General features: G+C 72.4%; 19 protein-coding genes. 12 read left to right on the top strand and 7 right to left on the bottom strand.

Annotation, left to right across the window (positions count from 1 at the left end; all coding sequences use genetic code 11):
- Positions 1 to 60 precede the first annotated feature (60 nt).
- Positions 61 to 867, top strand: a complete 807-nt coding sequence (locus tag PV364_RS31980) for a hypothetical protein (protein WP_319664003.1) — start codon at positions 61 to 63, stop codon at positions 865 to 867.
- Between the two features lie 34 nt (positions 868 to 901).
- Positions 902 to 1423, top strand: coding sequence for an AAA family ATPase (locus PV364_RS31975; RefSeq protein WP_319664002.1), 522 nt, complete (start codon positions 902 to 904; stop codon positions 1421 to 1423).
- Positions 1424 to 1440: 17 nt separating this feature from the next.
- Here PV364_RS31975 and PV364_RS31970 read toward each other — a convergent pair whose 3' ends face one another.
- Entirely contained in the window at positions 1441 to 2277 is an 837-nt protein-coding gene (locus PV364_RS31970; RefSeq protein WP_319664001.1) for an SDR family NAD(P)-dependent oxidoreductase, read from the bottom strand.
- Between the two features lie 294 nt (positions 2278 to 2571).
- On the opposite strand from PV364_RS31970, the gene PV364_RS31965 reads away from it, so the two are divergent.
- The 5 genes from PV364_RS31965 (at position 2572) to PV364_RS31945 (ending at position 7216) form a co-directional block, all read left to right on the top strand.
- On the top strand, positions 2572 to 3174 hold the full coding sequence (locus tag PV364_RS31965; RefSeq protein ID WP_319664000.1) for a DUF1345 domain-containing protein: 603 nt from the start codon (positions 2572 to 2574) through the stop codon (positions 3172 to 3174).
- 327 nt (positions 3175 to 3501) lie between these two features.
- Positions 3502 to 4743: a hypothetical protein gene (locus PV364_RS31960; protein WP_319663999.1), complete on the top strand. Its 1242-nt coding sequence runs from the start codon at positions 3502 to 3504 to the stop codon at positions 4741 to 4743.
- 56 nt (positions 4744 to 4799) lie between these two features.
- Positions 4800 to 5285, top strand: a complete 486-nt coding sequence (locus PV364_RS31955; RefSeq protein WP_319663998.1) for an RNA polymerase sigma factor — start codon at positions 4800 to 4802, stop codon at positions 5283 to 5285.
- On the top strand, positions 5269 to 6105 hold the full coding sequence (locus tag PV364_RS31950; RefSeq protein WP_319663997.1) for a DUF4232 domain-containing protein: 837 nt from the start codon (positions 5269 to 5271) through the stop codon (positions 6103 to 6105). Before PV364_RS31955 ends, PV364_RS31950 begins: the two co-directional genes overlap by 17 nt.
- A 139-nt stretch (positions 6106 to 6244) precedes the next feature.
- Positions 6245 to 7216 (top strand): aldo/keto reductase, encoded by a 972-nt coding sequence (locus tag PV364_RS31945; protein WP_319663996.1) that lies wholly within the window; start codon positions 6245 to 6247, stop codon positions 7214 to 7216.
- 25 nt (positions 7217 to 7241) lie between these two features.
- On the opposite strand, the gene PV364_RS31940 is transcribed toward PV364_RS31945, so the two are convergent.
- On the bottom strand, positions 7242 to 8474 hold the full coding sequence (locus tag PV364_RS31940; RefSeq protein ID WP_319663995.1) for a PP2C family protein-serine/threonine phosphatase: 1233 nt from the start codon (positions 8472 to 8474) through the stop codon (positions 7242 to 7244).
- 488 nt (positions 8475 to 8962) lie between these two features.
- Here PV364_RS31940 and PV364_RS31935 point away from each other — a divergent pair, with 488 nt between their 5' ends.
- The 3 genes from PV364_RS31935 to PV364_RS31925 all read left to right on the top strand — a co-directional run bounded on the left by PV364_RS31935 (position 8963) and on the right by PV364_RS31925 (position 13664).
- Positions 8963 to 10729 carry a hypothetical protein gene (locus PV364_RS31935; protein WP_319663994.1) on the top strand — a complete coding sequence of 589 codons (1767 nt, stop codon included), beginning with the start codon at positions 8963 to 8965 and terminating at the stop codon, positions 10727 to 10729.
- Between the two features lie 25 nt (positions 10730 to 10754).
- The gene (locus PV364_RS31930; protein ID WP_319663993.1) at positions 10755 to 12728 is read left to right on the top strand and encodes a phosphocholine-specific phospholipase C; all 1974 of its coding nucleotides are present in this window, start codon (positions 10755 to 10757) and stop codon (positions 12726 to 12728) included.
- 156 nt (positions 12729 to 12884) lie between these two features.
- The gene (locus PV364_RS31925; protein WP_319663991.1) at positions 12885 to 13664 is read left to right on the top strand and encodes a GntR family transcriptional regulator; all 780 of its coding nucleotides are present in this window, start codon (positions 12885 to 12887) and stop codon (positions 13662 to 13664) included.
- A 563-nt stretch (positions 13665 to 14227) separates the two neighbouring features.
- Here the strand turns inward: PV364_RS31925 and PV364_RS31920 are convergent.
- Positions 14228 to 15865, bottom strand: coding sequence for a phosphonate degradation HD-domain oxygenase (locus PV364_RS31920; protein WP_319663990.1), 1638 nt, complete (start codon positions 15863 to 15865; stop codon positions 14228 to 14230).
- 125 nt (positions 15866 to 15990) lie between these two features.
- Complete coding sequence (locus tag PV364_RS31915) at positions 15991 to 16437, bottom strand: MarR family transcriptional regulator (protein ID WP_319663989.1); 447 nt, start codon at positions 16435 to 16437, stop codon at positions 15991 to 15993.
- A 98-nt stretch (positions 16438 to 16535) separates the two neighbouring features.
- Between PV364_RS31915 and PV364_RS31910 the strand changes: the two genes are divergently transcribed.
- The gene (locus PV364_RS31910; RefSeq protein ID WP_319663987.1) at positions 16536 to 17513 is read left to right on the top strand and encodes a zinc-binding alcohol dehydrogenase family protein; all 978 of its coding nucleotides are present in this window, start codon (positions 16536 to 16538) and stop codon (positions 17511 to 17513) included.
- On the opposite strand, the gene PV364_RS31905 is transcribed toward PV364_RS31910, so the two are convergent.
- The 3 genes from PV364_RS31905 to PV364_RS31895 form a co-directional block, all read right to left on the bottom strand.
- The gene (locus PV364_RS31905) at positions 17503 to 18207 is read right to left on the bottom strand and encodes a TMEM175 family protein (RefSeq protein ID WP_319663986.1); all 705 of its coding nucleotides are present in this window, start codon (positions 18205 to 18207) and stop codon (positions 17503 to 17505) included. The two genes, PV364_RS31910 and PV364_RS31905, sit on opposite strands and share 11 nt — an antisense overlap.
- Before the next feature lie 93 nt (positions 18208 to 18300).
- Complete coding sequence (gene metX / locus PV364_RS31900; protein ID WP_415924628.1) at positions 18301 to 19440, bottom strand: homoserine O-acetyltransferase MetX; 1140 nt, start codon at positions 19438 to 19440, stop codon at positions 18301 to 18303.
- A 5-nt stretch (positions 19441 to 19445) separates the two neighbouring features.
- Complete coding sequence (locus PV364_RS31895; protein ID WP_319663985.1) at positions 19446 to 20807, bottom strand: bifunctional o-acetylhomoserine/o-acetylserine sulfhydrylase; 1362 nt, start codon at positions 20805 to 20807, stop codon at positions 19446 to 19448.
- 792 nt (positions 20808 to 21599) lie between these two features.
- On the opposite strand from PV364_RS31895, the gene PV364_RS31890 reads away from it, so the two are divergent.
- Complete coding sequence (locus tag PV364_RS31890) at positions 21600 to 25823, top strand: LamG-like jellyroll fold domain-containing protein (protein ID WP_319663984.1); 4224 nt, start codon at positions 21600 to 21602, stop codon at positions 25821 to 25823.
- The last annotated feature ends 268 nt before the right edge of the window (positions 25824 to 26091 follow it).

Here is a 26091-nt window from a genome sequence, read left to right as displayed (position 1 = left end):
GTCGCGGGCACCGGTCCGCGCCCTAGAATACGACGGGCATCATTGGGAAGGCGGTGGGCCGTGGGGGGAACGCCGGTGCCGGGCGAGCCGGGTGCGGGGCGGACGACGCGCAACGCCGGAGGAGCGTCGCGCACCCCGCCGGCCGTCGAGGGCCGGGTCCACACCGCGGGCGGCATGCCGACCACCGCGATGCCGGACCGGCACCAGTGCTGGGCGATGCTCCCGCCCGAGGTGCGGCAGCAGTTGGAGCACGACAGCGGTGCGCTGCTGGAGTGGTGGGCCACCCGGCTCACGGGGACCGGGGACGAGGCCGTGACGTTCGGCCGGTTCGCCTTCCGCGTCGCCGAACGGGTGGCCGGGCGGCGCGGCGGAACCGGGTACCGCGTCCGTACGCTCCTTCTCGACCCCGCGTCCTTCCACGAGCAGGCCTTCCGCGGCAGTCCCGGAGGTTCCGGCGGCGCCGGCGTGCCCTCCGCCCGGACCAGCGCCACCGGCGCCGCCGCCTCGCTGTTGTCCCGGCACCGCCCGGACGGCGCGGCGCACGGTCCCGTGCCGGAGCCGGCCGCGCCTGCCGAACCCGAACTGACGCAGGAGGCACGGGACTTCCTCGGCAACCTGCCACCCGCGGTGCAGCGGTACCTGCAGCAGCCCTTCCTCACCGAGGACCGCCGCGTCACCGCCGGCTGGTACTACGAGGAGACCGTCCACGGCGGCTTCACCGAGACGGCCGTCTGGTGCCACCTGGTGGGCGCGCGCACGGTGGCCTTCGCCTCGGGGACGCGATGGCTGCCGGCCGGTGCGCCGCCCGCCCGCGCCACGTGGTCGGTGGTGTGCCGCCGCGCGGCGGTACGGCGGCCGGGGCGCTGACCGGCGGCGGGAACGGCGGGGATAACCTGGCCGGATGAGACGCGTCCTGGTCGTCGGTATCAGCGGTGCGGGCAAGACCACCATGGCCCGTGTGCTTGCCGCGCGCCTGGACCTGCCGTTCCACGAGATGGACTCCCTGAAGTTCACCGGACCCGGATGGGCCGCCGATCCGGCGTTCCGCGACCGGGTGGCGGAGATCGCGGCCGGTCCCCGGTGGGTCTTCGACTCCTTCGGCTACCCGGAGGTCAGGGACCTGGTGTGGACGCACGCCGACACCGTGGTCTGGCTCGACTACCCCCGATCGGTCGTCATGCCGCGGATTGTGCGCAGGTCGCTGCGGAGGACCGTGCTGCGCGAGCGGATCTTCGGCGGGAACGTGGAGACGGTGTCCTCCTGGTTCCGTGCCGACCACCCTGTGCGGTGGGCGTGGTCCCAGCACGCGGCCCGGCGTGCGGAGATCGAACGGCGGTCCCTCGACCGTCGCTTCGCACCGCTGCGCGTCGTACGGCTGGTCACCCCGCGCTCGGCGCGCGACTGGCTGCGCGCCACGGGCTGAACGGGCCCGGCGCGGGCTCAGATGCTGCGGTGGCCGCGTACCGCCTCGCGCATCGCCGCCAGTGAGGGAGCCAGCGCCGCGTCGACCGCGAGGGGATCGGCGGTGTTGAGCCGCTGCAGCTCACGGCGTTCGGGACGCTGGGTGTTGATGTCCACCTCACCCGCCTCCACGCCCGCGACGATCTCCCTGACGACCTCCTCGACCGGCCGCCGCCCGTACCCCAGGTCGGCGCCCGCCCGGGAGGACTCCATCATCGGCGTCTGCGTCCCCCCGGGGTACGCGGTCGCGACGTGGACGCCGCTGCCCCACAACTCCCTGCGCAACGCCTCGTCGAAACGGGCCAGGCCCGCCTTCGTCGCCGCGTACACGCTGTAGTACGGCATGCCCACCAGTGCCGCGCCGGACGCGATGCCGAGCACCACCGCGTGACCGTGTGCGGCGCCGGCCGCGCGCAGATGCGGCAGCGCGGCCCGGGTCGCGAGGATCGGCGCGAGGAGGTTCAGTCCGACCATCGCGTGGATGTCCGCGGCCGCGATGTCCTCGTCCAGTGCCCCGGCCCGTACGTTTCCCGCGTTGTTGACCAGCACGTCCAGGCCGCCCAGGATGCGCACGGCGTCCTCGACCGCCTGCTCGGGCCCCCTCTCCGACGTGAGGTCGTGGGTCACGGCACGGGCCGTCCCGCCGCGCCCGGTGACGAGTCGGGCGGTCTCCTCCAGTGGCGCGGCGCGCCGTCCGGCGAGCACCAAGGAACAGCGTCGCACGGCGAGTTCCAGGGCCAGTGCGCGCCCGATCCCGCTGCCGGCCCCCGTGACGAGGACCCGCCGTCCGGAAAGGTCGAGTGGCGATGTGTTCATGGACCGCTCCCTCCGCCACCGGTGTCCGCGGGGCCGCGTGCCCCGTACTGGGAACAACCCCGCCGGTCGCCGACTGCTTCCCCCGGTTTTCCGCCGCCCCTATCCGGACTGGGGTCCCACTTCCGGTGTGATTTGGCTGCCTACGTATCGGGTTGATGCTTTCCTGTGGTCCGTGCGAGGGGAGAGGTGGGCTACAGTCGCGGTGCCATTGCCGCCGGCATTCGCCCGTCCCGCGCGAAAGCCGGACCGGGATTCCCCGAAGAAGGAACGATGTTCAGCAAAATCCTGCTCGCAATGTCCAGAATGACCGAGGCCGCACTCATCCTCCTCGGCGTCGCCATTGTTGTCCTCGACACCCACACCAGGACGTACATCGGGCTCTGGGACGTTCTGGCCCTCGTGTACCTGGCGACCCGGATATCCCGTCTCAGGAAGAGCAGGCGCTACGTCGACAGTGACAGCGCCGACTGGCTCAAGGGGATGCTCGGCCGGCGGTCCGGCCTGGTCTTCACGGTCTTCACCAGCCTCATCGGCATCGTCGCGGGGGTGATGATCGTCATCGACAAGGGGCACGGCCTGTCCGATCTGTATTCCAAGCTCGTCGGTGTCCCCGCCGTCCTGCTCGCCTGGGCGATCCTCCACTTCGGCTATGCGGAGCGTTATGCGCAGGTGTACTACGCCACCCTGCCGGACGAGGTGCTGGCATTCCCCAACACCAAGCGCCCGAATTTCGCGGACTTCGCCTATTTCTCCTTCACGCTCGGCACCACGTTCTCCGTTTCCGACGTGGAGACGCAGAGTTCCACGATCCGGACCCGCATTCTCTCGCACAGCATTCTGTCGTTCGTCTACAACACCGCGACGCTCGGTATCGCGGTGGGTGTGATCACCGGCTGACTCTGCGGCGGCATTTCCACCCGGAACCGCGGACCCTCGATCCCGGTGGTCTCCGGAACGCGGACCCGGGCCCGGGAAGGTCTGTCGCCGGCGCCGGAAGCGGCCGTCCGGCGACTGCCGGAGGCGCCGCCCGCGCCCGGGGCGGAGGCCGGTCCGGGCTGCCTTTACCGTTCCGTGACAACCAAGGGCGCCGCGCCGGTCTCTATACCAGTGCCGTCGTGAGGACGCGACGGCTCCGGGTGATCCGCCGTCAACAGTGAGTGAGTCAAAGTGAGCGCGTCACGTCGTCCGCACGGGGAACCGTCCCGGCTGCCTCGCAGGCTGTTCATGGGACTCGGTGCCGGGGGCCTGCTGTCGGCCGGCGGCTACGCGCTGTACCGCGGTGCGGGCGGTGAGGCCTTCGCGCACGGCAACCCGTCTCCGGCACGGTCCTCCTCGGAGCCCTCCCCGCCGCCGTCCTCGGCGCCGCCGCGCGACGAGCCGCCCAGCATCGAGCGGCCGCGGCTGATAGGCGACGGCTCGACCTCGCTGACCGGTGCCCAGCCGCGGCAGCCGGAGGTCCACCGGCTGGAGAAGGGCGAGCGGCCGCCGCAGTTCGTCGTGATCTCCTGGGACGGTGCCGGCGAACTGGACAACGGTCTCTTCGCCCGCTTCCGGAAGATCGCCGAGGAGGCGGGCGCGGCCATGACGTTCTTCCTCTCCGGTCTGTACCTGCTGCCCGAGTCCAAGAAGCACCTGTACGACCCGCCCCGCAACCCGGTCGGCGCCTCCGACATCGGCTACCTGACGGACGCCCACATACGGCTGACGCTGCAGCAGTTGAGGGCGGCATGGCTCGAGGGGCATGAGATAGGCACCCACTTCAACGGCCACTTCTGCGGTGGCTGGGGTTCGGTGAAGCGCTGGTCGCCCGCGCAGTGGCGCAGCGAGATCGAGCAGGCCACCCGCTTCGTGCAGGAGTGGCGGACCAACACCGGCTTCCAGGACCTGGACCCGCTGCCCTTCGACTACACCAAGGAACTCGTCGGCGGCCGCACACCCTGCCTGATGGGCCAGTTCAACCTGCTGTCCACCGCGGCCTCCCTGGGCTGGCGGTACGACGCCAGCTCGCCGGGCGGGCTCCAGGTCTGGCCGCGCCGCAAGCTCGGCATCTGGGACTTCCCGCTGCAGTCCGTACCGTTCCCCGGGCACAGCTTCGAGGTGCTCTCCATGGACTACAACATGCTCGCCAACCAGTCCGGCACCACCCAGGGCGACCCCGCGCGCCGTCCCGCCTGGCGCGACCAGGCCCGCGGCGCCTACCTGGCCGGCTTCGAGCGCGCCTACAACGGCAACCGCGCCCCGTTCTTCATCGGCAACCACTTCGAGCAGTGGAACGGCGGCATCTACATGGACGCCGTGGAGCAGGTGATCGGCGAGATGGCCCGGAAGGACGACGTCCGCATGGTCTCGTTCCGCCAGTTCTGCGACTGGCTGGAGGCACAGCACCCCACGGTCGTGCGCAATATGCAACGGCTTAATGTGGGGGAGCGGCCCGTCGGCGGCTGGAAGAGCGTCGTCACCGTCTGACGGGCGCGGTGCCGTCGCGCGGGTCGGGGGAGCGAGACAGGAATGGCGGATTCGGTGTGAGCAGCGCAGCGGAGGCGGAGGAGTTCTTCGAGTCCTTCTATCCGCGCCTGGCCGGCTGGTGCCGCAGGCTCGTGGACAGCGACGCCATCGCGCACGAGATCGCGGCCGAGTCGTTCACACGGCTGTGGTCGCGGTGGGCGACGGTCCGCGAACCGGCACCGTACCTCTTCTCCATCGCGGCGAACCTCGTGAAGGACCACTGGCGCCGGCAGGAGCGGGAGAAGGACGCCGTACGGCAGCTGGAGGCCGTGGCGGTGGACCACGCCCCGGCCGCCGACCACGGCACCGAGATCCGCGCCCTGGTGGAGGCCCTGCCCAGGCGGCTGCGCGTCCCGGTACTCCTGCACTACTACGCCGACCTGTCCGTGAACGACATAGCGGCAGCGCTGCACCGCCGCCCCGGCACGGTCAAGAGCGATCTGCACGCAGCCCGGCAGCACCTGCGGGCCTCTCTCAGGGGGCTTCATGAAACGACCGTCTGACCCGGGTGACCCCGCCGAGGCCGGCGCCGGGCGCGCGCAGGACGTGCCGAGCGAGATCGCCGAGGCGTTCCGGCAGCCCGTCGTCCTGCTGGCCCCGCCGCCCGGTGCCTTCACCGCCGTCCGCCGCCGGGCCCGGTCCGCGCGGCGCCGGCGGGCGGTCGCGTTCGGCACCGCCCTGAGCGGATGCCTGGCGGCCGCGGTGTTCCTGGTGCCCCTGCCCGGCAGCGGCAGCGGCGGCGGCGACCCGGGCGTGCGGCCCGCCGCTCCGCCGGCGAGCGTCCTTCCCTCGGAGAGCGGCGACCCGACGACCGCCGCACCCGTGCCGTCCGCCAGCACCCGGTCGCCCGTGGTGCGGCCGTCCGCACCCGCTTCCGCTCCGGTGTCCGAGGTCACCGCATGCCGGTCCGCACAGCTCAAGATCGCCTTCGGCGGGTCCGAGGGCGCAGCGGGCTCGGTGGAGCGCGCGCTGGTCTTCGTCAACTCCGGACCGGGCCCCTGCACCCTGCGCGGCTTTCCCGGGGTCTCCCTGGTCGGCGGCGCCTCGGGCCGGCAGATCGGCGAACCGGCCGAGCGCGCGGGAAGTCCCGGAGCGGCCGTCGTGCTGCCGCGGGGCGGCTCCGCGGAGGCCCTGCTGCGCATCGCCCAGGCCGGGAACTACGATGTGAAGACGTGCGCGCCGGAGAAGGCCCGGGGTCTGCGCGTCTACCCGCCCGACGAGCGCGACGCCCTCTTCCTGCCGGACGACACGCTGGTGGGCTGCGCCGCGACCGGCGTCACCGTCCTGTCGGTGACCGCCGTGCACGGCCCCGCGACCCCGTGACGCCGCGGCGGCCCGCCCTCGCCGGGGATGCCGGTCCGGGCGAGGGGCATGATCCGAGGTGCTGTGCCGGGCGAGAGGGCGGGCAGGTGCTCTGCCGGCGCACGCCCCGAAGAACCCATCCGCGGAGGTAGGTAGGAACGTGCAGTACACGAAACTCGGCTCCACCGGTCTGGACGTATCGCGCATCTGTCTCGGCTGCATGAGCTACGGCGTGCCGGAGCGCGGCAACCACCCCTGGACGCTCGACGAGGACGCCGCGCGCCCGCTGATCCGGGCCGCCCTCGACGCCGGCGTCACCTTCTTCGACACCGCCAACGTCTACTCCGACGGCACGAGTGAGGAGATCGTGGGGCGGGTGCTGGCCGAGCACGCGAACCGCGACGACATCGTCCTGGCCACCAAGGTGCACGGCCGCATGCGCCCCGGTCCCAACGGCGCGGGCCTGTCGCGCAAGGCGATCCACTCCGAGATCGACGCGAGCCTGCGCCGCCTCGGCACCGACTACGTGGACCTCTACATCACGCACCGCTGGGACTACGACACCCCGGTCGAGGAGACCATGGAGGCCCTCCACGACGTGGTCAAGGCGGGCAAGGCGCGCTACATCGGCGCGTCCTCCATGTACGCCTGGCAGTTCGCCAAGGCCCAGCACACCGCGGAGCTGGGCGGCTGGACGAAGTACGTCAGCATGCAGAACCACTACAACCTTCTCTACCGCGAGGAGGAGCGCGAGATGCTGCCGCTCTGCGCCGACCAGGGCGTCGGCGTGACGCCGTGGAGTCCGCTGGCCCGCGGCCGCCTCACCCGGGACTGGGACGCCGGCAGCGCCCGTCAGGAGACCGACGAGTTCGGCCGGAGCCTCTACCCCGAGCAGGACCGCGTCGTCGTCGACGCGGTGGCCGCCATCGCCGCCCGGCGCGGCGTGCCGCGGGCCCAGGTCGCCCTGGCCTGGCTGCTGCGGCAGCCGGGGGTGACCGCCCCCATCGTGGGGGTCGGCAAGGAGCAGCACCTGCTCGACGCCGTCGGCTCGCTCGACCTGCGGTTGGACGAGGCGGAGCTGAAGGCCCTGGAGGAGCCCTACCGGCCGCATGCCGTCGTCGGCTTCAGCTGACGGCCCGTCGCCGTCCTCGCACCGTTCAGAGGCGGACGACCACCAGCGCCGTGTCGTCGGTGATCCCGCCGGGCGGCAGCAACTCGCCGAGCGCCGCGTCGGCGAGCCGCTCCGGTCCCGCGCCGCGGTGCCGGGCGAGGACGTCGGCGAGCCGGGCGAGACCGGCGTCGATGTCCTCGCCGCGCCGCTCGACCAGGCCGTCGGTGTAGAGCACGAGCGTGTCGTCCGTGTTGAACCGGACGACGGCCTGCGGCCTGCTCACATGGTGAGGACGGACGCCCAGCGGCGGGTCGGTGGCCTGGTCGAGGAAGTCCACCGTGCCGTCGGCGTGCAGCAGGACCGGCGGCGGATGTCCGGCACTGCTGTAGGTGATGGTCCGCTCGCCCCAGTCGACGAAGGTGTTCACCGCCGTCGTCGACTCGGCCCCGGGCACCGAGCGGGCGTACAGCCCCAGGACCTCCAGGGCGCCGGCCGGGCCGTCCGCGACCCGTGAGGCCGCGCTCAGCGCGCTGCGCAACTGCCCCATGACGCACGCCGCGGGCAGGCCGTGCCCCACGACGTCACCGACCGAGACACCGATCCGGTCGCCCTCGCCGGGCAGTTCCACCAGGTCGTACCAGTCGCCGCACACGTTGAGCGCGCCCGTGGCCGGCCGGTAGCGCACCGCCACGCGGTGCTGCCCCAGCGGGTGCGGGGCGGGCAGCATCGCCGCCTGGAGGGCGAGCGCCACCTCGCGCTCCCGGGCGTGGGCGCGCCGCAGCCGCTCGTTGACCTCCTGGAGCTCGCGGGCCCTGCCGTACAGCTCGGCCTCCAGCACCCTGGCGCGGTCCTGGTCGGGGCGGCCCCGGGCGCGGATGAGCTCGGTGACCTCCTCCACCCGGTGCACCACCAGCGCCACGTGCCCGTCGTCGCCGAACACCGGCGTGTTGACCGGGCTCCAGTAGCGCTCCTCCCACTGACCGGGGTGCTCGGGGTCCTCGACGTCGTACCGCTGCAGCGCCATGGCGTCCCGTTCGCCGGTCGACGCGACGCGCCGAAGGGACGCTCCGAGGTTGCGCATACCGGACGCCCCCCGGTGGGCGGGGTTGTCGGGGAACACGTCGAAGAGGAAGTGCCCGATGACCTCCGTGGCCGGACGGCCCGACAGGGACAGGTATTCCTCGTTGGCGTCGAGGAACAACAGCTGCGGGGTCAGGAGCGCCACCGCGCTGGGCAGGCCCCGGAAGACCGCCGCGTAGTCGATTCCCGCCTGTGTCACGTCCCGACCGCCTCGGTGCCGACGTCGTCCTGAGCCTGGCGATCATACGAACGGGACCCGCGGATGCCGGTGACCTCGGAGCGCGCGCCGGGCGAGTCCACACGGGCGGGCCTGACGCGGTTCGCGAACGGCCGGCCCCGGGGCGCCCCGATCGTCGCGGGCCCGGCTGCGCACAGTTCCCCTCGCGGCCGCGCGCACCTTCCGCGACCGGGCGGCGCGTCGCGCGGGCGTGCGTGCCGCCCGCCCGCGCACCCCCGGCGCGCCCCACCTCGGCCCGACAGTCGCCGTTGGCCTGGTGTTTCACCGCTTCTCGCGCTCGTCGGCGCTCGCGCCGCACGGAGCGAGAATTCCGTTTGCCGCCCGGTCGGCGGCAATCCCGCGTTCACCGGGACGTCGCCACGGGACGGCTTGCTAGAGCGAAGTTATATAGACAACTTTGCTCACCCGGGTCCGTCGCGGCGGTGCCCGGGCGGAGAGGACCCATCACCGTGCCACCTCTCACTCGTGACGCAGCGTCCGGGAGCACCATCGCGCTCAGCTCCACGGCGTCCCCGCAGCGGGGCGACAAGCTGAGCTTCACCTGGACGACGGACTCCCCCGACCCGAAGAACTGGATCGGCGTGTACGACGGCGACCGCAAGCCGGCGAGCGGCAGCGGCTCCCTGGTGTGGACGTACGTCCCCGGTGCCTCCGGCACGGCGACGCTCGACACCTCCGGCCTCAGCGGCGGGCCGTACACCGTCTACCTCCTGGCCAAGGACGGCTACGGCATCCTCGCCCAGAGCGCGCCGTTCAGCTTCGCCGGCGCACCCACCGGCGACTCGATCACCCTCAAGACCGCCAACCCGTACGAGGGCGACCAGGTCGTCTTCCACTGGACGACCGACGCGCCCAACGCGACGAACTGGGTCGGCGTCTACGACGGCGACCGGCAGCCCGGCACCGGCTCGTCGCTGGCGTGGGAGTACACGCCGGCCGCCTCCGGCGACATCACGATCAACACCTCGGGCCTGACCGGCGGTCCGTACACGGGCTACCTGCTGGCGAAGGACGGCTACGGCATCCTCGCCAAGACCGCGCCGTTCAGCTTCCTGCCCCGCCCCGTCATCCCGCGCCCGCACGCGGTGGTGGACGCCCTCACGACCGCCCCGCAGCTGGAGGGCGCCGAGTTCTCCGTGCCGCTGGCGGGCCTGTGGGTCCGGCCCGAGGGCAACCCGGCCGGCAGCGCGACGTTCAAGAGCGCCGGCGGCGACAGCTGGCTGTCGGTGGCCGCGGACGGCACCGTCAGCGGCAAGGCGCCCGCCAACACGCCCAAGAACCCCGGGCGCCTGGTCGTCTCCGTCACCGACAGCGCGGCGGGCACGGACACGATCACCGTCCAGGTGCCGGTCCGCGACGACCGCGACCGCATCCCGCTCAAGGTCGCCTCGCTGAACCTCTGGGACGGCGGCACCCACGTCGACGGCTTCGCGGAGAAGCTGCTGGGCCTGGTGCTCACCCAGGGCCTCGACGTCGTCGCCCTCCAGGAGTCCGGCGGCACCGCGGCCGGCGACCTGGCCCGGGCGCTCGGCTGGGACGTCCACCAGGCCGGCGGTCTCGGCATCGTCAGCCGCTACCCGCTCACCGACGTCGTCGCCCCCACCGCGGACCTGCCGGCGGCCGCCGCCACGCTGCGGCCGCCCGGCGGTCCCGCGGTGCGGCTGTGGACCGCCCAGCTGGACGAGGCGGACTACGGGCCGTACGCGCTGCTCGCGGGCCGCACCGCGGCCCAGGTCGAGACGGCGGAGGAGCAGACGCTCCGCTACCGGCAGGTCACCGCGCTGGCGGCCGCGATGCGGGCCGACATCGCCTCCCGCGGCCCGGTCGTCCTCGCGGCCGGCCTCGCCTCGCCCTCCCACCTGGACTGGACAGCCAGGACGGCCGACCAGCACGGGGGAGTGGGCCGCCTGCGCTGGCCCGTCACCGGGACCCTGGAGCAGGCCGGACTCGTCGACGCCTTCCGCGCCGTCCACTCCGACCCCGTCGCCGTGCCCGGCACCACATGGTCCCCCGTCAGGCCGCAGCGCGACGGCGGCACCGGAGCCGAGCCGCAGGACCGCGTCGACCAGGTCCAGTACGCGGGCCCGCTCCGCGTCGTCGAGGCGCACAGCCTCGTCACCGGCTGGCCCCGGCCCGTGCCCGGCACGGCCGCCAACGGCTGGCCCTCCGACCACGCCGCCGCCGTCGTCACCTTCTCGCTGTCCGCCCGCGGCTGACCCGAACGAACCGAAGGACCACCCCATGACCCAGTTCAGCCGCCGCGCCTTCATCGGCACCGCCGCCGCCGGGGCTGCCGCCGCAGCCGTCGGACTGCCCGGCACGGCCGAGGCCGCGAGCCACGACGACCGGGACGGCAGCATCGCCGACGTCAAGCACGTCGTCATCCTGATGCAGGAGAACCGCAGCTTCGACCACTACTTCGGCACGCTGGGCGGTGTGCGGGGCTTCGGCGACCGCCAGGCCGTCGTGCTCCCCAACGGCGACTCCGTGTTCCGCCAGCCGGACCGCAGCCGCTCCGAGGGCTACCTGCTGCCCTTCCGGATGGACACCACCAAGTACAACGCCCAGAACGCGGGCGGCCTCCCGCACGACTGGGACACGGGCCACTCCGCCGTCAACAACGGCTCCATGGACAAGTGGGTCTCCGCCAAGGGCGAGCGCACCATGGGCTACTTCAACCGCGAGGACATCCCCTACCAGTACGCCCTCGCAGACGCCTTCACCCTCTGCGACGGCTACTTCTGCTCCTTGAACGGCCCCACCGACCCCAACCGCCTCTACCTGTGGACCGGCACCGCCGGCCCCGGCGTCGACGGCACCACGGGCCCGTGGACCGACAACACCCCGGTCACCGACAACCCGGTGGCCGACTGGACGACGTACGCGGAGCGGCTGGAAGAGGCCGGCGTCAGCTGGCGTGTCTACCACAACCCGGACGGCTCCGACGACCGCTACGGCGACTACGACGACAACGCGCTGTCGTACTTCAGGCAGTTCCACGCGTTCCCCAAGGACGACCCGCGCTACATCAACGCCATGACCAAGTTCGACCCCACGGCGTTCGACAAGCACTGCAAGGACGGCACCCTGCCCACCGTCTCCTGGCTGGTGGCGCCCTACCTGTTCAGTGAGCACCCGTCGGCCGGCCCCGACTACGGCGCCCACTGGGTCGACACCGCGCTCCAGTCGCTGTTCTCCAACCCCGAGGTCTGGAAGCACACCGTCTTCCTGGTCATGTACGACGAGAACGACGGCTACTTCGACCACGTCATCCCGCCGATGCCCGAGCCGGGCACCAAGGACGAGTTCGCGAACGGCAAGCCGATCGGCCTGGGCAGCCGGGTGCCGCTGTGGGTCGTCTCGCCCTGGTCGCGCGGCGGCTGGGTCAACTCCCAGGTCTTCGACCACACGTCGGTGGTGCAATTCCTGGAGCGCGTGACCGGTGTGCGGGAGCCCAACATCTCCGAGTGGCGGCGCACCGTCTGCGGCGACCTCACCAGCGCCTTCGACTTCACCAAGCCCGACTACAGCATCCCGGCCCTGCCGGACACCGTCGCGCTGATGGCGAAGGCGGACGCCGGCAACTCCCTGCCCGGCGTCAAGATCCCCACCGCGCAGGCCATGCCGGTGCAGGAGGAGGGCGAGCGTCCGCACCGCCCGCTGCCCTACCTGCCGTGGGCCGACGTCACCGTCGACCGGGCCACCGGCAAGGTCACCTGCACGCTGACCAACGACGGCACCGTGGGTTACCACTTCACCGTGCTGCCCAACGTCGCCCTGCCGCGCGTCGGCACCCCGTTCACGGTCCAGCCGCACTCGTCCCGCACCTATGTGTGGGACGCGGCGGCCACCGACGGCCGCTACGACTTCTCCGTGCACGGCGCCGACGGCTTCGTCCGCCGCTTCGCGGGGACCGTCGTCCGCGACGGCCAGGACGACGTGGCCGCGCCGCTCGTCGCCGCGACCCTGCGCCGCGCCGACGACCCGGGGCACACCACGGTCGAGCTGGAGCTGCGCAACGAGGGCGGCTCCGACGTGGCCTTCACCGTCACGCCCAACGACTTCTCCGGCGAGGAGGAGACCGTCTGGGTCCGGGCCGGCCACAACGACACCGTGAAGTGGCGCACCGACGAGGGCCGGTACGACGTGACCGTCACCGCGGGCACCGGCACCCGCTTCGTCCAGCGGTACGCGGGCACCGTCCACGCCGTGTGACGCGACTCCGCAGGGGGCCGGTCCGGGGCGGTCGCCCCGGACCGGCCCCGCGGCACGCCCCACCTGGGCCCGGAGCCGCGGGTCCGGCCGGATAGGGTCGGTCCGTGGCCGGCCGCACTGCCGGTCCGGTGGACACGAGACCGGCCGGGAGACACGTTGCGTGAGGACCACGGCGGCGGCGACAGCGACCTGCGGTACCGGAGGGTCGCCGCCGAGCTCCGCGCGGCGATCATCACCGGTGAGTACGCCTCCGGCGCCAAGCTGCCCCCCGAGGGCACGCTGGCCGAGCGCTACGGGGTCTCCCGCGGCACGGTGCGGCACGCGCTGGCCGTACTGCGCTCGGACGGCCTGGTCACCTCCCGGCGCGGCACCCCGCGCACGGTGCTCGGCGGCCCGCGGTCGCAGAGCTTCTCCGAACTGCTGAGCTTCACCAACTGGGCGCGTTCCCTCGGCGAGACGCCGGGCGGCCGGGTCGACCGGGTCGTGCGGCGCCCGGCCGAGCCCGAGGAGGCCGCGCAACTGGGCCTGGAAGCGGGGGCGGAGGTCTACCTCGTGCTGCGGGTGCGGACCCTGTCCGGAGAACCGGTGATGGTCGAACGGTCCGTCTACCCCGCCCGAGTGGGCGCCCTGGTGGCCGAGCTGGCGCCCGACGTCGTGTCGCACACCGAGGCCCTGGTGGGTCACGGGGTGCTCTTCACGGACGCCGACCACACCATCGACATCGCATGGGCCGACGAGGACGACGTCCGGCTCCTGCAGTGCCCGACCGGCCAGGTCCTGCTGCGCGAACGGCGCCGCACGACCGATCCGGCGGGCGCGCCGGTGGAGTGGTCGGAGGACCGCTACCTGCCCGGCACCATCGCGTTCACGGTGCACAACTCGGTGGCCGCCTCGACCCTGGGCCGCCAGCACAGCCCGCGCACCGAGAAAGCCTGAATGCCACCCGCCGACTCGGGCGGGCACGCGCGGTGGGCCACGTACCGCGCGGCCGTGGACGACCCGGCCCGCCTGCCCGACCTGTTCGGCGCCGTGGCCGCCGAGCCCGGCGACAGCATCGCCCTCGGCATCGTCCTGCACGCCCTCGACCTCGTCCCGGCATCCGATCGCCCGGCCTGGATCGACCGCCTCGGCACCGAACGGACCCGCGCGTACGCCGCACGCCGCGCACGGGAGCTCGCCGCGCTCCAGAGCACCTCGGTGACCGACCTGCCGGGTGACCCGTCGGTCCAGGACTCCTGGTCGGACCGGCTCCAGCTGCGCCTTGCCGCGGCCTCGGAAGAAGCCGCGGTCCCGCGGCGCCTCGCCGCCGGCCGTACGAAGCGCGGCCGCCGTCGGGTCCCTGTCAGGGGCGCGGGGAACTGCGCGATCAGCCGCCGCGGACCCGCACGGGCTCACCGGCCGGGCCTCCGGAGGGGGCGCGGGGAACTGCGCGGCCAGCCCCCACGAACCCGCACCGTCTTCACCGGCCCAGCCGCGAAGCCCCCCGCACCGTGCCTGCCCTATCCGCGCACCAGCGCGGCGAGCAGAGGGACGAAGTGCTCGAACGGGGGGGTGAACGCGTCGGGGTCCTTCGCGGCCTCGTCCCAGCGGCGGACGGCGACCGCGTCGGCCGCGCCCGGCAGCGCGGCGAAGGCGGCCGCCTGCTCCGGCGTCATCGGGCCGCCCTGGACGGCCAGCGTGTGCTTGGACGCCTCCGACAGCCGGTCGTGGTACCCCGGTTCGACCGCGCACAGGTAGCGCTTGGCGGCGACGTGCAGCCGCACCGGCTCGGTGACCTCCGGTCCGAACCACCGGGCCAGCAGGTCGGCGCCGGTGTGGCTGTGCCGGTTGTCGGTGCCGTCCATCAGGTCCTGCCCGGTGACCTCGCCCGCGAAGTGCCCGACGTCGTGCAGCATCGCAGCCGCCACCAGGTGCGGCGCGGCGCCGGCGGCCTCGGCCCGGGCGCCCGCCTGCAGCATGTGCTGGGCCATGGAGACCGACTCGCCCAGGTACTCCGCCGATCCCGCGCCGGCGAACAACTCGGCCAGCGGCTCCAGGGTGTCCGCGCGCCGCAGCACGGCCAGGCTGCCGGCGAGGCCGTCGAGGTCGGCGTAGCAGCCCTGCAGGTGACGTGCCCCGTCCGCGGCGAAGGCGGTACGGGCGTGCAGCAGACGGGTGTTGTCGAACACCAGGCAGTCGCCGGGCGAAAGGCGCAGGTCCAGCTGCAGTTCCGGTCGGAGCAGCAGCTCCGCGAAGGTCCGGTACGCCGCGTAGAAGGCCTCGAGCTCGGCGGCCGGAAGCCGCAGGGCGCCGATGGAGCGGTTGTTGAAGCGCACCTCCCGCACCCGGCCGAGGGCGTCCGTGCCGATCAGGGGGCGGTCGGCGCGCAGCTCGGTCCCCGCGTCGCGGAAGACGAACGGCACGGGCGTCCGGCTGAGGACGGCGAACGCCTCCGGGTCCTCGCGGCGCAGCATCGCGGCCGCGGCGAAGCCGTCGACGAGGCCGGAGTCGCCGCCCTCCGCGTCGTTGACCAGGCAGTGCAGCAGCTGGATCGTCGGGACGGGGTCGCGGTACGGGTTGTCGGTGTGCGGCGTGATGGCGACCGAGGTGAAGGCGAGGTTGTTCGGGTCGGGCTCTACGCGGACGTCGAAGAGCTTGCCGTAGTTGGTCTCGCGGACGAAGCCGAAAGTCTCCGCCACGGCGAGCACCTGCCCCTCGCGCTCCGGCACCCGGTGCAGCAGCATGAAGCCGAGCCGCAGGACGGACTCCAGCAGGCGTGCGCGCAACCCCGGTTCGCCCAGGTAGGCGTCCCAGTCCGCCTCGGGCAGCCGGCCGGACAGATCGCGGGCCCGCCACAGCTCCTTGCCGTGCTCGGTGCGCCGGTCCCCGTACGAGGTGCCGCCGGGCCGGTGGGCGGCGAGCCAGGCCACGGGGTAGGCGGACCGGTGACCGTCGGGCGCCCAGACGACCTCGACCGCGGGCCCGGCGGCGTCGCCGGTGACGTCGGTCGCCGTCTCGACCCGCAGCCCGTCGGGCAGGGCGCCGATCTGGAAGAGCTTCTGGCCCGACCGCGGGTCGCGGCAGTCCGTGCAGGGGCAGTTGTCGCGCAGCCACATCGCGGGCAGCTCGTCGACCGGGAAGGCGGTCAGGGGGGTCATGTCTCTCTCCTCGGCAAAGTTGTATAGCCAACTTCTCCGACCGTCACAGGGCGACGCGACCGGGGAGTGGCCATTGGGTGGCCGGGGGGCGAACCCCCGCCGACTCGCCGTGCGCGGTCGCCCGGTCACTGTCCGGCGGCGTCCAGGAGCTTGGTGGCCACGATGCGGAGGAGGGTGTGCTCGACGGGTGTCAGGCCGGCCGTCAACGCCGCGACGTGCTGCTCCATCTCGTCGGTGCACCGGCTGCCGAGCTCCCGCCCGAGCGGTGTGAGGCCGACCAGGACGCCGCGCCCGTCGTGGGGCGAGGGCAGTCGTTCGACCAGCCCGCGCTTCTCCGCGCGGCTGACGAGTCCGGTCATCGAGGACTTGTCCAGGCCCAGATGGCGGGCGAGTTCGAGCATGCCGGGCCGGCGGTCGCGCAGGATGCCGAGCAGCCGGACCTGGGGGAGCGAGAGGTCGTGCTCCGCGGCGACGCGCGACAGGGCGCCCTGGATCAGGAACGACAGCTGGGCGAGGGCGTCCAGCGTGTTCTGCGGTCCCTCGGTGAGGTCCGGTTCGCGGTTCTGGGTCATGGGCTGCCTTCGCTTGACATGGTACGTGGCACAAACTAAATTCAAAGTAGTACGTGCAACAAACTATCAGTGCCCGCTGGCCGTCCAGGAGGTTTTCCATGCGCGCCGCCGTCGTCCACTCCTTCGACGCACCGCCCCGCTACGGCACCGTCGCCACCCCAGAGCCGCGCGGGGAGCACGAGATCCTCGTCGACGTCCTGGCCGCCGGGCTCCACCCCCGGGTGCGCTCCGGCGCCGACGGCAGCCACTACACCTCGGAAGGCGTCCTGCCCCTGGTCCCGGGCATCGACGCGGTCGGCCGCACCCCGCGGGGCGAACTGCTCTACTTCGTGGCCCCGGACGGCGCGACGGGCACCATGGCCGAACGGGCCGTCGTCGACCGCCGCCGCGCCGTCACCCTGCCCGCGGGCACCGACCCGGTCGCGGTGGCCGCCGCCATGAACCCCGCCATGTCCTCGTGGGTCGCCCTGCGCCGGCGCGCACCCCTGCGGCCCGGCGCCTCCGTCCTGGTCCTGGGCGCCACCGGCAGCGCCGGACGGCTCGCCGTCCGGATCGCCCGACACCTCGGCGCCGCCCACGTCGTGGCCGCCGGCCGAGACCCCGAACGTCTCGCGCTGCTCCTCGGCCTCGGCGCCGACGAGACCGTCCCCCTCCGCGGCGACCCCGAGAAGACCGCAGACCACCTCGGGCGCGCCGCCGGTGACGTCGACATCGTCCTGGACTACGTCTGGGGGCCGGCCACCGAGCACGCCCTGCCCGCTCTGCTGACCGCTCGCGCCGAACGCGCCAGGCCCCTCGCCTGGGTCCAGATCGGCTCCGTCGCCGGGCCGGACATCACGTTGCCCTCGGCCTTCCTGCGCGGCGCGAACCTCCAGCTCATGGGCAGTGGCCAAGGCTCGGTCAGCACCGCCGGCATCCTCGCCGAACTCCCCCTGCTCGCCGAACTCATCACCTCTGGCACCCTCGCTGTCGACACCCTTCCCGTCCCGCTCTCCCGGGTCGAGCAGGTCTGGACCGCGCCGGAGGCGCCCGGGCAGCGTGTCGTGCTCACCCCGGACGGGGGACTCAGCGCTTGAAAACGCCGAAGAGGCGGCCGGCCGGTCCTTGGTGAAGGCCCTCACTGGTGAGGGCGTGATAGAGGATCACCACGCCGATGCAGACCATCCCGACGACCGGGCCGACGAACCACCCGCCCACCCCGCAGACCACGTAGAGGACGAGGCCGGTCAGCGGCCGGATCCGCTGCGCCCGGAGGTAACGGGGCGGAACGCCGGGCTCCACCAGGGCAGGACGGTGGCACAGATACGTGAACACCCCCCACCACGGCGCCGACATGACGGCGGCGACCAGGGCGTACAGGACCACCGCGACCCGCTGGTCGTCCGCGCCTCCGCCCTTGGCCAGGGCGTCCCCGAGAACCGCGGTGGGAAAGGGCACGATCACGGTGCTGAACAGGATCGCGAGGTTGATCCACAGCAGGCCGCAGTCCATCCGGCGGATCCGCCGGAAGAGCGCGTGGTGGTTGAGCCAGATCACGCCCACATAGACGAACGAGACGACGAATGCCACATAGGCGGGCCACTGCGCGACCAGGGCCGACGCGAGGTCACCGGACCGGAAGTCGTGGTCGTAGAGGTCGAGCACGAGCAGCGTGATCACGATGGCGAACACGCCGTCGCTGAAGGCCTCGACCCGTCCGGTGTCCGTCAGCCGCGTGCCGTCGTCGTCGGACGCGCCCGACGGCTGCTCACGATCCGCTGCACTTGCCACATAGCGGATCTTACGGACCGTGCGGACCAGGACACCGTGCACCGCGCGGTGCGAAGGCCGCGGACCGGCGCCGCAGGCCGGGGCCGGCGGGGACTAGCCGAGCAGTTCCCGGACGAGCGCGGCGACCTGGTCCGTGGCGATGAGGAAGCCGTCATGGCCGTGCGGGGAGTCGATCACCCGCAGGCGGTCCGCGGCCGGGATGCCGGAGGCGAGTGCGTGCTGCTGGGGGAGGGGGTAGAGGCGGTCGGAGGAGACTCCGGCGACGAGGGTGTCGGCGGTGACGCGGCGCAGGGCGGAGGCGATGCCTCCGCGGCCGCGGCCGACGTCGTGGGAGTTCATGGCCTGCGTCAGGACGACGTAACTGGCCGCGTCGAAGCGCTGGACGAGCTTGGCGGCGTGATGGTCGAGGTAGGACTCGACCTGGTAGCGGCCGCCGCGCGACGGGTCTTCCGCCTCCTGAGGGGAACGCCCGAAGCGGACGGTCAGCTCCCGCTCGCTGCGGTAGGTGACGTGTGCGAGCCGACGGGCCAACCCCAGCCCCGCGTGCGGACCTTGGCCCGGGGCGGCGTCGTGGTAGTCGCCGCCCCGCCAGTGCGGGTCGTCGCGGATGGCGTGCAACTGGACGTTCGCCCAGGCGATCTGCTCCGCGCTCGCCGCCGGCGGGCAGGCGAGCAGCAGCAGCGATCGGGTGCGTTCCGGATACGACACCGCCCACTCCAGCGCCCGCATCCCGCCCATGGAACCGCCCACGACGAGGGCCCACCGGCCGATGCCCAGCGCGTCCGCCAGATCCGCCTCCGCGGCGATCTGGTCGCGCTGCGTCAGGTACGGGAAGGCCCCGCCCCAGCGCCGGCCGTCCGGCCGGAGGGAGGAGGGCCCGGTGCTGCCCTGGCACCCGCCCACGACGTTGGGAGCCACGACGAACCAGCGGCCGGTGTCCAGCGCCGCGCCGGGCCCGATCAGCCCGTCCCACCAGCCGGGTGTCGGGTGCCCGGGCTCCGCGGGTCCCGCGGCGTGGCTGTCCCCTGTGAGGGCGTGCAGCACCAGCACCGCGTTGGAGCCGTCCGGCGCGAGGCGCCCCCATGTCTCGTACGCGACGCGCACCCCCGGGAGTTCGCCGCCCGACTCCAGCGGCAGCGGCCTCTCCCGTGCGTGCCACCTGCGGCGGCCGGGCGGGTCCCCCTCCCGCCAGGCCCCGGAGGCCGGCGGGAGGGGGACCGCGGTGTCGGTCACGGCGTTCAGGACGCGGCCTTGGCCGCGCGGAAACCGGCCTCCAGGTCGGCCTTGAGGTCGGCGAGGTTCTCGATGCCGACGGACAGGCGCACCAGGCCCGGCGAGGTGCCGGTGGCCGCCAATTGCGTGTCGTCCAGCTGGCTGTGGGTCGTGGACGCCGGGTGGATGATCAGGCTGCGCACATCGCCGATGTTGGCGAGGTGGCTGAAGAGTTCGACGGCGTCGACGAACCGCTTGCCCGCCTCGACCCCGTCCCGCAGCTCGAAGGCCAGCACCGCGCCCGCGCCGCGCGGCAGATAGCGCTGCCCCGCCTCGTACCAGCGGTTCGACGGCAGTCCCGGGTAGTGCACCGCGGCCACCTCGTCACGCCGCTCCAGCCACTCGGCCAGGGCCTGGGCGTTGGCGGAATGGCGCTCGATGCGCAGGCTCAGCGTCTCGATGCCCTGGAGCAGCAGGAAGGCCGAGTGCGGGGCGATCGCCGGGCCGAGGTCGCGCAGCAACTGCACGCGCAGCTTGACGGCGTAGGCCCCCGGGCCCAGCGCCGGCCAGTAGCGCAGGCCGTGGTAACTGGGGTCGGGCTCGCTGAAGTCGGGGAAGCGCCCGGCGTGGGCGCCGAAGTCGAAGGTGCCCCCGTCCACGACGACCCCGCCGATGGTCGTGCCGTGTCCGCCGAGGAACTTGGTCGCCGAGTGCACCACGATGTCCGCGCCGTGCTCGATCGGCCGCAGCAGGTACGGCGTGGGCACCGTGTTGTCCACGATCAGCGGCACGCCCGCCTCGTGCGCCACGTCCGCGACACCCCGCACGTCGAGCACATTGCCGCGCGGATTGCCCAGCGTCTCGGCGAACAGCGCCTTGGTTTCGGGGCGGATCGCCGCGCGCCAGGCGTCCAGGTCGTCCGGGTCGTCGACGAACGACACCTGGATGCCGAACTTCGGGAGCGTGTGCCGGAAGAGGTTGTACGTGCCGCCGTACAGCGAGGTGCTGGAGACGATGTGGTCCCCGGACGAGGCCACGTTGAGGATCGCCAGCGTCTCCGCCGCCTGGCCCGACGACAGCGCGACCGCCGCCACGCCGCCCTCCAGCGCCGCGACGCGCTGTTCGAGCACGTCCTGGGTCGGGTTGTGGATCCGGGTGTAGATGTTCCCCGGCTCCGCGAGCGAGAAGAGGTCGGCGGCGTGCTGCGTGTCGCGGAAGACGAACGAGGTCGTCTGGTAGATCGGCGTGGCGCGGGCCCCGGTGGCGGGGTCGGGCGCGGCGCCGGCGTGGATCTGCTTCGTCTCGAACGACCACGCCGAGGTGTCCGGCCCCGCCGGGGCCTCCTCCGGGGTGTGCCCCGCGGTCACGGAGTCGATGGGCTGGCTCATGATTCTCCCTTGGTGCGCGTACGGGAATGTGCGGGCGTGCGGGCATGCCGACGGCGTACGCGAACGCGGGAATCGTCCCGGGACGGGCAGCCGAAGGCCCGGATGATCAGCGGCCGGAAGGGAAGCGGCGGCAGGACGCCGGAAAGCGCGGCGTCAGCGCGCGGCGCGACAACTCATGCTGGTGACGCGCACGTAGTCCACGTGGCGTCGGCTCACAAGCACGGTCATGACGCCAGGTAACCACAACGCGGCGCAGCGCACCAGCGAATCGCCCGCGTTGCCGCCCTCCGGGCACCTTCGCCGTGCGGGGGGCGCACGTTCCCGTGGTTCAGCGCCTCCCACCCCGGGCGGGCGCGGCCGGTGTACGCCAGCGCCGCTCCGCCCCCATGTCTTCGCGCGGGCGTGCAGCGCCGGCTCCGGCGGAGCCGGGTGCCGGCACGGACAGGGGACACCTGTGGACACCCTCCTTCCATGAGTTCGCCGAACCGGTCCTCCCAGGTCGGACCGGCCACGCCGTTCGGGTGAAAACCCGGCAGACCTCTTGGATTCGCCCTCCGTTCATGTGTGGATAACACGCCATTCGCTCTCTCTCGTCCTGATCCGGCCATGTCCCTTACAGGTCGTTCCCCGCCGCCGGTCGGCCGTTGACCCCCCGAAGACGGCCGGGGTTTGATCACCGCTGCTGTGCAGATCTTGTGAGTCAGGGGTGGAGCTATGGAGTGGGGTTGGTCACGCCGTGCTGCCGGTGTGAAGCCGGACACGGGGAGACGTTGGGCGTCGGCAGTCACGGGGTTGGCGCTTCTCGCCGCGGTGCCGGCCCTGGGGTTCTCCGCTCCTGCCGCGCACGCCGCGTCGGCGGGGACGCCGGTGGCGGGGACGGCGTCCGAGCACGCCGCGTTCAGCCGGGCCGCGCGCTCGGGCGAGAAGGTGGAGATCGCCTCCCTGCGCGGTGAGACGAGTGAGACGTACGCGCTGCCGAACGGCAACTTCGAGGCGGTGGAGCATGTGCGCCCGGTGCGGGCGCGGGTGGACGGCCAGTGGAAGCCGGTCGACACCGGACTGGTGAAGCGGGCGGACGGTTCCGTCGGGCCGAAGGTGGCCTCGATGGAGATCGCTTTCTCCGGTGGCGGTGACAAGCAGCCGCTGATCACGCTGACCCGAGCGGGCCGGACGCTGGCACTCTCGTGGCCGACGGCGCTGCCGGAGCCGGTGATCGAGGGCAGCACCGCCACGTACCGGTCGGTACTCAAGGACGTCGACCTGCGGGTCAAGGCAAGCGTCGACGGTGCCTCGGAAGTGCTGGTCGTCAAGACCCCGCAGGCGGCGGCCGACCCGAAGCTGGCCGAGCTGAGGCTCGCGATGGACGCGGACGGCATGGACGTGCGCACCACCGCCGACGGCGGTCTCGCGGCGATCGACAAGGGCGCAGGTGGCCCGGTCTTCGAGGCGCCCCGGCCGATGATGTGGGACTCCAGTACGGCTCCGGCCGCCGCCACGCGATCCGCCGAGGCGGCGGTGGCCGACGCTCCGGCCGGCCCGGACGGCGGCCCCGGCTCCTCCGCGAACATCGCCCCGATCGCGGTGAGTGTGCCCGCGGCGGACGACCAGCTGGTACTCAAGCCCGACCAGCGGCTCTTGAAGAACGCCACATTCCCGGTCTTCATCGATCCCCAGTGGTACTCCCCGAAGGCGTCCAACTGGACGTTCGTGTCCCGCTACTGGGCTTCGTCCCCACAGTGGAAGTTCAACGGCAACTCCGATTCGGGCATGGGGTACTGCGTGGGCGACGCGCGCTGTGCCCCCGAGGACCTGAAGCGGATCTTCTACACGGTTCCGACGTCGAAGTTCGCCGGAAAGTCGATTCTGTCGGCGACCTTCGTGGCCAATGAGACGTACTCCGACAGCTGCACCAAGTCCGACGTACAGCTGTGGCGCACCAAGGGCGTCAGCTCCTCGACCACGTGGAACACGCAGAACAACGACAGCTTCTGGATCGACCTGCAGCAGACGGTGAGCGCGGCGAAGGGCTGGAGCAGCAGCTGCCCCGGCGGCACCGTGGAGTTCTGGGCGGGACGCGCGGTGCAGCAGGCCGCGGACAACGGCTGGTCGACCACGACGTTCGGCCTGCGGGCGAAGGACGAGAACTCCTCCTCGGGATGGAAGCGGTTCTCCGACGACGCGTTCCTGCGGGTGGAGTACAACCGCCCGCCGCCGCAGATCCGCATGTCGCAGCTGACCCAGGACCCGGGTGGCGCCTGCTCCTCGACCATGAAGCAGGCCCGGATCCTGCCGACGATCCGCGCCAACGACGTCACCGACCCGGACGGCGACAACGTCGCGGTGCAGTTCCAGGCCTCGTGGGACACCGGTGACGGCAAGGGCTACACGTCCCGCTGGACGTCCGCGATGACGACGTACAAGAAGTCGGGGTCGGACTTCTCGATCAAGCTGCCGTCGACGCTTCCCAAGAGCAAGAAGGTCGGCTGGCACGTGCGGGCCTACGACAGCGCGCAGTGGTCGCCGTGGAGCTACTCGGGGTCGGCGACGGACTGCCTGGTGTACTACGACCCGAACGCGCCCGCTGGTCCCTCCATCACCTCCACGCAGTACCCGGCCTCCGACCCGGAGGACCCGAACGACCCCTGGCTGGACGGCGTGGGCCGGTACGGCACGTTCACGATCGACTCCACTGCGACGGATGTGGTGAAGTACTGGTTCGGCATCAACGGCGACCCCACCAGCGCCCACACGCTCACGACCACCGGCGGCGCGGCGCAGAGCACCAAGTTCATGCCGACGAAGTCCGGGGTCAACTTCATCACCGCCCAGGCCTTCGACGCGGCCGGCAACGGCAGTGAGATCCGCACCTACCAGTTCCGGGTCAACGCCGGTCAGCCCGACCGACTGACCATGAAGCTCAACGAGCCCGCGGGTGCGACCACGGTCAGCGGCTCCGGCGGCGAGTGGCCGGCCCAGCTGTACGGCGGGGCGACGCCGGGCGGTGAGGGCGTGTCCGGGAGCGGCCTGCACGTCGACGGTGTCGACGGCTACGCCGCGACCGTCTCGCCCGTCCTGAACACCGGCAAGAGCTTCTCCGTGTCGATCTGGGCGAAACTGCCCGCCGACTACCCCGGCGGAGCGCCGGTCGCCATCTCGCAGGCGGGTGCCAACACCAGCGGCTTCGAGATCTACTACTCCACGACCCTCGGTGGCTGGCAGCTGCTGCGGCACGTGCAGGACGCCCAGGGCACGACCGCGGTGCGGGCCTCACAGCCACCGTGTCCAGCCAGTGACACCGCTTGCGCCGCCGCCCGTCTGGGCACCTGGACGCATGTGGTGGGTGTCTTCAACAACACCACCAAGGAACTGAAGCTCTACGTCAACGGGGCCCAGGTCGGCACGGCGTCGTTCCCCGGCCCCTGGGACGCCCGCGGACGCACGATCCTGGGTGCCGCGCAGCACTACGGCGTGGTGAGCAACTGGTTCACCGGTGACCTGGACGAGGCCCAGCTCTTCGACTACCAGCTGACCGACAGCCAGATCGCCAAGCTCTACGCCAAGCAGCCGGTGAACACCGCCCGCCCGGCCAAGCTGGTCTGGCCGCTGGACGAGGACGCGAGCGCGACCTCGGTCGTGGGCCGTGCCCAGCAGGTGAACGCCACCGTCAACGGCGGCGCCGTCCTCGGCACCGGCGGCGTGGACGGCACGGCGGCGACCTTCGACGGGGTCGACGACGGCATCGTCACGCAGCAGCCCGTGCTGGACACGTATCAGAGCTTCGCGATCTCCCTGTGGGCGCGCCTGCCCAAGGACAAGCCGCAAAAGGCCATGACGGTCGCCACGCAGGGCTCCGTCAACGCCGCGGGCTACGAGCTGTACCACTCGTCGGCGCTGGGCGGCTGGGTGTTCATGCGGGCCAAGGAGGACACCACGACCACCGGTCTCGTCCGGGCCCAGGAGAACGCCTGCGACCCGAACGTGAACTGCGCGGCCGCACGCCTCGGTGAGTGGACGCACGTGGTCGGTGTGTACGACCTCGACGCCGGGCAGATCCGGCTCTACGTCGATGGCGTGCTGAAGGACACGCAGCCCTTCACCACTCCGTGGCTGGCGGTGTCCCACATGACCCTCGGTTACAAGGAAACCGGCGGTGCCCAGGGCTTCTTCAAGGGCGACCTGGACGACGTGCGGGTCTTCGACCGGGCGCTGTCCGACGACGAGGTCAAAGACCTCAACAAGGCACGGCCGGTTGTCCAGGGCCGCTGGAAGCTCGACGCCGGCACCGGGACCCCGGTCACGTCCGCCGACGACTCCGCGGGCAAGCGCACGCTGACGCTGGGCGGCAACGCGGCCATCGACGACTCGGGCAACTCCAACTACGTCGGCACCGGCGGCCTGCTGCTGGACGGCGACGGCGACTACGCGTCCACCGCCACCTCGCCGGTGTCCACCGGCACGAGCTTCACGGCGACGGCCTGGGTGAGTACCGCGGCCCGGCCGGACCACCCCGTGACGGTCTTCTCGCAGGCGGGCGCCGTCAACAGCGGCTTCTCGGTGCGCTACGTGCCGAGTGCCACCGATCCGGCGAACGCCGGGCGATGGCAGCTGGCGATGCCGGGCTCGGACGTGAAGGGGGCGGTCGTCGCGACGGCCGAGCACCCCAACTTCATGAACAACACCAGCTGGAACCATCTGGCGGTGGTCTACGACGCCTTCGCCGACCAGATGCGGCTGTATGTGGACGGCAACCTGGAACAGGTCGTGTGCTCGGACGGCGACCAGGACGGCAGTCCTGACGTCCCCGGTTGCACGGACGCGGTGTCGTGGAACTCCAACGTCCTGCCGTTCAACGCCACTGCCGGGCTGCAGCTCGGCCGCGGCAAGACCGATGGCACGTGGGGCGAGTACTGGCCCGGCGTGATCGACGACGTGTGGACCTTCCAGGGTGTCGCCTCCGACGACCAGATCGCCCGCCTCGCCAACGGCGAGGACCTGGGCACGGTCCCCGGTCCGTAACAACCCGGCACCACCGCACCATCCTCCCCGCGCGGGGCTGGACCCCCTGGGTCGCCCCCGCGCGGGGAGCTTCTCGAGCATGCATGGAATTCGACAGAACGGGTGGGGAATGCGCAGGCAGTCAAGGGTTCGGTTGCGCCGCAGAATCGCGGTGGCCGTCTCCGCTGTGCTGGTCGGGACGTTGCTGCAGGCAGTGACGACGTCCGCGGCGGTCGCCGACGACATGCCGGGTATCCCGGCATCCGAGAAGCCGCTGAGCGGGCACGGC

The organism is Streptomyces sp. MI02-7b (assembly GCF_033793585.1).
In the GTDB taxonomy this organism is placed as follows: Bacteria; Actinomycetota; Actinomycetes; order Streptomycetales; family Streptomycetaceae; genus Actinacidiphila.
The sequence above is the reverse complement of the archived record's forward strand: the minus strand, read 5'-3'. Positions and strand labels throughout refer to the sequence as shown.